Origin of the sequence: Lacisediminihabitans sp., from assembly GCF_036404185.1 — a bacterium.
Lineage (GTDB): Bacteria > Actinomycetota > Actinomycetes > Actinomycetales > Microbacteriaceae > Lacisediminihabitans.
Genome location: NZ_DASWPB010000066.1, coordinates 1 through 4,952, shown reverse-complemented (window position 1 = coordinate 4,952; position 4,952 = coordinate 1). Strand labels below are relative to the sequence as shown.

The 4,952-nt window shown below is 65.3% G+C and carries 7 protein-coding genes, 1 tRNA gene and 2 pseudogenes; 2 read left to right on the top strand and 8 right to left on the bottom strand.

Going from position 1 to position 4,952, the window contains the following annotated elements:
- Positions 1–48: 48 nt before the first annotated feature.
- Positions 49–121, top strand: a tRNA-Phe gene (locus tag VGC18_RS03600).
- 73 nt (positions 122–194) lie between these two features.
- Here VGC18_RS03600 and VGC18_RS16190 read toward each other — a convergent pair.
- The 5 genes and pseudogenes from VGC18_RS16190 to VGC18_RS16185 form a co-directional block, all read right to left on the bottom strand.
- A pseudogene (locus VGC18_RS16190) lies at positions 195–311 on the bottom strand (helix-turn-helix domain-containing protein); the annotation flags it as partial.
- A 179-nt stretch (positions 312–490) separates the two neighbouring features.
- Positions 491–1,039: a hypothetical protein gene (locus VGC18_RS03595; protein WP_331094307.1), complete on the bottom strand. Its 549-nt coding sequence runs from the start codon at positions 1,037–1,039 to the stop codon at positions 491–493.
- A gap of 182 nt (positions 1,040–1,221) precedes the next feature.
- Positions 1,222–1,788 (bottom strand): annotated as a pseudogene (locus VGC18_RS03590) (IS30 family transposase); the annotation flags it as partial.
- On the bottom strand, positions 1,730–2,305 hold the full coding sequence (locus VGC18_RS03585; protein ID WP_331094305.1) for a helix-turn-helix domain-containing protein: 576 nt from the start codon (positions 2,303–2,305) through the stop codon (positions 1,730–1,732). The pseudogene VGC18_RS03590 and the gene VGC18_RS03585, both read right to left, overlap by 59 nt.
- Positions 2,306–2,654: 349 nt before the next feature.
- Positions 2,655–2,825 (bottom strand): putative toxin, encoded by a 171-nt coding sequence (locus VGC18_RS16185; protein ID WP_414672851.1) that lies wholly within the window; start codon positions 2,823–2,825, stop codon positions 2,655–2,657.
- Positions 2,826–2,927: 102 nt separating this feature from the next.
- Between VGC18_RS16185 and VGC18_RS03580 the strand changes: the two genes are divergently transcribed.
- Entirely contained in the window at positions 2,928–3,146 is a 219-nt protein-coding gene (locus VGC18_RS03580; protein WP_331094303.1) for a hypothetical protein, read from the top strand.
- A 248-nt stretch (positions 3,147–3,394) separates the two neighbouring features.
- Here the strand turns inward: VGC18_RS03580 and VGC18_RS03575 are convergent, their stop codons facing one another.
- From VGC18_RS03575 to VGC18_RS03565, 3 genes are all read right to left on the bottom strand, one after another.
- Positions 3,395–3,898: a barstar family protein gene (locus tag VGC18_RS03575; RefSeq protein ID WP_331094301.1), complete on the bottom strand. Its 504-nt coding sequence runs from the start codon at positions 3,896–3,898 to the stop codon at positions 3,395–3,397.
- Positions 3,899–4,092: 194 nt separating this feature from the next.
- The gene (locus VGC18_RS03570; RefSeq protein ID WP_331094299.1) at positions 4,093–4,566 is read right to left on the bottom strand and encodes a hypothetical protein; all 474 of its coding nucleotides are present in this window, start codon (positions 4,564–4,566) and stop codon (positions 4,093–4,095) included.
- A gap of 70 nt (positions 4,567–4,636) precedes the next feature.
- Positions 4,637–4,952 (bottom strand): hypothetical protein (locus tag VGC18_RS03565; protein ID WP_331094297.1); only part of this gene is annotated, 316 nt, incomplete at its 5' end.

Here is a 4,952-nt window from a genome sequence, read left to right as displayed (position 1 = left end):
TCGGGGTCGCACGTCACGCCCGGTCAGCAGACCGGGCGTTGTCGGTTCGGCCACTTAGCTCAGCTGGTAGAGCGTTCGACTGAAAATCGAAAGGTCGGCAGTTCGACCCTGCCAGTGGCCACACCCGAAGCCCCGTCCGCGCCAGCGGTGCGGGGCTTCGTCGCACTCTCGGCCAGGTCGAGCAGCTCGGGGACCGACATGTCCAGGGCGGCCGCGATCGCGAAGAGGTCATCCACCCCGAGCTGCGTGCGACCGGACAGTCGCCGGGACAGGTACATCTCCGTCCAGCCAATCTTGTTGGCCAACTTCATGCGGCGAAGCATCAGCTAGGTCTCGATGCTCACGACGATGAGCTCCATCGGAGACAAGGGCTGGCACAGCCGTGGTGTACCCGTGACGGCTGAGAACCGGCCATGTGCCGACGCGGTCAGGGTCGGCGCTGCTGGTGACCGCCCCGCTCGTCGCTTACCTGTACGCCCGGCCGGCCGTGTCAGGCGACTCCAGCGCCGCCGACGACCTCGCCGGTTGCGAGGTTCAGTGCGAAGTCGCGGGGCTCGTCCTCGTCGGGGTCAGCCACCCCCCTCACCCATCCATCTCCCGCCTCATCGACACGCAGGCCGTCGATAGCGATGCGGTCCGTCGACCACCGAAGCCCCTGCCGATCAAGAGCCGTGATCGCCCACGGCGTCAGCAGGAGCAGCATGCCAACCCCGACGAGTTCCTCTGCGGCGACCACCGGTCCAGTCTTGATGACGCTGAAGGCATCAGGCGCCAGTACATCACCGACGAAGGCAGTCCCCCGCTCGATGACGCAAAGACCGGTCGAGCTCGGCGTGCCGAGGATCGCGCTCAACGCCCGTACACCGGGATCGGGTGCCGCGAACGAGGCCGTCCAAGCCGACTCACCCCACGGCTCTACCTCTATCAAAACCGCCCGAGCCCCGGCACCCGGAGCAACGAAGACATGATCCGGCACGCCGCCCGAGTACTCCACGACCGCGACGTCGAACTCAGAGGCGAAATGGTCGCCCGTGATCATCAGCGGTCCCGGCGGAAGAAACGGTGCGTGATCAACTCTGTCCGCCGAATGCCCTGTGTGTTGATCTTGAACCCATTGGCCACGGTCTGCTCCTTCGTCAAGCGTCTGCAACAAGGCTCTCATGCAGTGCCGACGTCCTTGGCGTTTCGCCGGCAGACGTCACGCTGGAGTGTCGGTGGTGGTCAGCGTTTGGGCGATGGAGGACTGGGTGGTTTCCAGTGGTCATCGCAACACTGGGTGGTGAAGAGCACGGCTGGCGGACGGTGTCCCAGGACGGCTCGGGGTCGGGCGTTGAGCTCGTCAGCGACGGCCTGCAGGTCGGCCGGGGTGTGGACCGACAGGTCGGTTCCCTTAGGGAAGTACTGACGCAGCAGACCGTTCGTATTCTCGTTGCTACCGCGCTGCCAGGGCGAGTGCGCGTCCGCGAAGTGGACCTTCGTGCCGAGTGCCTGGGTGATCTCCGCGTGCCGGGACATCTCCGTTCCCTGGTCCCAGGTGATTGAGGTGCGCATATGTGGCGGCAAGGCAGCGAGGTCCTCGATGAGGGCGTCGCGCAGTGCCCTGGAGTCCTGGCCGGGCAGGTGGATGAGCTTGACGAAGCGGGTCTGTCGTTCGACCAGCGTGCCGATCGCGGACCGATGTCCCGGTCCAACGATCAGGTCCCCTTCCCATGCACCGGCGTGCGTGCGGTCATCGGGTGCGAAGGGTCGCTCGTGGATGCTCAGTCCGGGTGCGGGTGAATCGGTGCCGGCGTCGCTCGTGCCGGCGGTGCGCGCGTCGGTGGTCGCGTCCGGTGCGTAGCGGAGAGCGTTGCGGCGGCCGGACTGCTCTCCTGGTCAGCGGACTTCCAGGGGCGTAGACAGCCTGGTAGATCGACTCCGGGCACAACCACATCGCGGGGTCGTCGGCGAACCGCAGGCGCAGCTCGCGGGCGACCTGCTGAGGGCTCCACCGCTGGCGCAGGTGCTCGATCAAGAACTCCTGGAGGACGGGCGTCGTCGACCAGCGTCTGGGGCGGGGACGCCGGCGGCGCATCGCCGCTCGGTGGTGGGCTTCGAACGGTCGGTACTGGCCGTCCTTGCGTCCGTTGCGCCGCAGCTCACGGCTGACGGTCGACGCGGACCGGCCCAGCTGCGCGGCGATCGCACGCGCGCTCAGGCCGGCTCTGCGCAGGTCGGCGATCTCGATCCGCTCTTGCTGGGACAAGAACCGTGGGCTGATCGGTGAGACCGTCAGGAGATCCAACGGCGGGACGACCCTGACCACAACGCCGTCGCGGTAGACCTTGTACCCGCGCCGCCAGTTCGCTGCCCAGAACGGCTGACCCCGACCTCACGTCGGGCGGCAGCCGGCGTCCATCCCCGCGCCAGCAGCTGCATGAACAACGCCCGCTTCGCGGACTGAGGACGACGGCCAGGACCCTGGGCGACACGACGCGACGACGACAACACGAACCCCGATTCTCAGGCACGTGTTGCGACGACGACTGGAAACCACCCCGACGCCACAGGGTCCGATTTCAGCCGCCGTTGACACCAGTTTGAAGATGGGGCGCAGGAAAAAAATGCGGTTCGCCCCGAGGGCATCGTCAGCCCGAGCTCCTTGCCGCTACCCCTCACGGGATATACCTCATGAAGATCCTCCCCTCGTCGATTGCGTCCTGTAGAGGTTGAGTAATTCTCATGTCCCTTCTGATGTACAGGTCGAACCGCCGACTGGTTTCCTGGGCATAGGCCAAACTATCCCGGAGTTGCTGGGTGAGCGACTGACGCGCCACGTTCTTCATCTCCGAAATACATGCATAGGCTAATCGACGGGGTCTTGGGGAGGCCGGGCGAAGTGGGCATCCCGCGGCAGCGAGGCCCAACGGCTGATGATCGCTGGCTAGGTGCGCCTGGGTGACGGTCATGCCGACAGATGGAGCCCCGGCGCTGACGCCGATCCTCAGCAGGCGGTCGCCTACGGCACCAAGCCCTGCCGGGCATGCCGGCTGGCCGAGATCACGCTGGACGAGGCCGCGATCCCGTACTCGAAACTCAGCCTGGGTGACCTCGACCCCATGAACGTGACCAGATCATGGCGGGGCACAAGACGGCTCCTCTGGTGATGATGCCCGACGGCAAGACATGGCCGGGATACCGCCACGACCGCATCCAGCAACTCCACAGACCCGGGCTGCCTCAGCGGGCCCGGGCTGTGACAGGGCCGGTGATGACTGTCTGCGCCGCGAACCCGAGCACCTCCACACGCAATGCGCTCGCTCTCGCGCAGCCACGACTCACGGCGTTCCCGCCGCCCCCGGCCTCCCGTGCCCTCTAGAGCTTCAGTCCGCCTATAGCGTTTTCCGTAGTCGCATCAGTTGGGCAATCGGGCCAGCGATGCCCCCGCGGCCGTCCATAGGCGCTCTGCCGCATCCAGGGCATCCGCCTCACCGCCGAGAATCACGTGGAATGGCACCGGCGGACGATCCCACCACTCGCCGAGCTCGATGGGCGCGGCCCACACCTTCGACGCACGAGTCAACGCCGAAACCAGCCAAGGCAAGATCCCGAATTCGATTCGATCTGGTTCGGATATCACAATGGCGATTCCCGCGTTCGGGAAGAGGTACGGCAGGTCGGTGATGCAATCATTGAATGCATCCCCGTTCTCACCGAAGTACAGAGGAAACTGCAATGCTGCTGCGAATTCATCGAAAAGACCGTGAATGTCGCTCATCTTCCGGCCGCGAACGAGCCTAGCCGCCACTCCTAGGTCGAGCCAGCCGTACAGAGCGGTGCCCAGTCCGGTGACACTTGCCTCAAGCAGAAGTGGTTCGAATTGGGATTGAGCGACCAGCAATGGTGGTTCCTCGATCACTTGAACGCGCCCCTCATCGTTGTGAAAGTGAAGTAGCGCTCCTAGTGTAGTACGCCGACCCATTGCTACCCGTCACAATCCGTTCAACGTCTCGTGGAACTCCCACAACCTAGATCCTCAAGTCCCACTCGCGGTAGACGATCGCTTCCCCCGACTCCTCGAGCTCCGGGAAAACTCCATTGAAATCTTCGTATTCACTTCCACCTTGCATCGGTAGTGAAGCCGATCGAGTCGTGGCTGATGGAACCGTCCTCGGTCCTGACGCCGTAGGGGTCGTAGGAGTACTGGGTTGTGAGCTGCCCGTCGGGTGCGCCAAGAGCCACGGGTGACCCGAGTGCGTCGGTGAGGTAGCTGACGGTCGACCCGCTGGTCGTGCGCGCGGACCACTCGTCTGTGCCGCCTGAGAGCAGTGTGGAGCTTGTCGCGGTGTTGTCGGTCTCCTTTGCGAGGTTGGCGCCTACGGAGACGAGTGCGGTGGCGGCTCCGTCGATGGTCTTGTCGATGCGCCGCCCGAACGTGTCGTAGCGGAAGTCGGCGGTGGTGGTCCCCACGATCGATTGCAGCTCGCCGCATGCGTTCCACGAGAGCTCGCTCGTCGCGGCGTCACGCGTCTGCTCGACGAGATATCCGTCCTGGTCGTAGGTGAACCCGTCGAGGCCGCAGGCCACGCCGCGACGACCCCGCTCGCACCGCAGTCAGGCGCGCCGCGCTCTCTCAGCCACGAGCAGCCGTTGTCTCTTAGTCATGAGACGCCCACCGAACGACGGTCGTCGCAGCGGTCGTGCTCGCACCCTCCCCGAGCGACCGCCAGGCGACCATGTCACCCGAGCAGTAGGCGCCGCCGAAGCTGCGGTCCACAGAGATCTGGTAGAGCGCCGCGCTCTTCACGCTCATCATGTATTGCGGCCGATAGGGCGGGGCGCCGGAACCATCCGCCGTCGACCATGACAGGAGATCACCGCACATCGCTAGCCGCGCCGATCGCGATGCCTGGTCCATGACCACTCGCGTCACCTGCCGCGTCTGAGTGTCAACCAGGTAGATCGACCCGCTG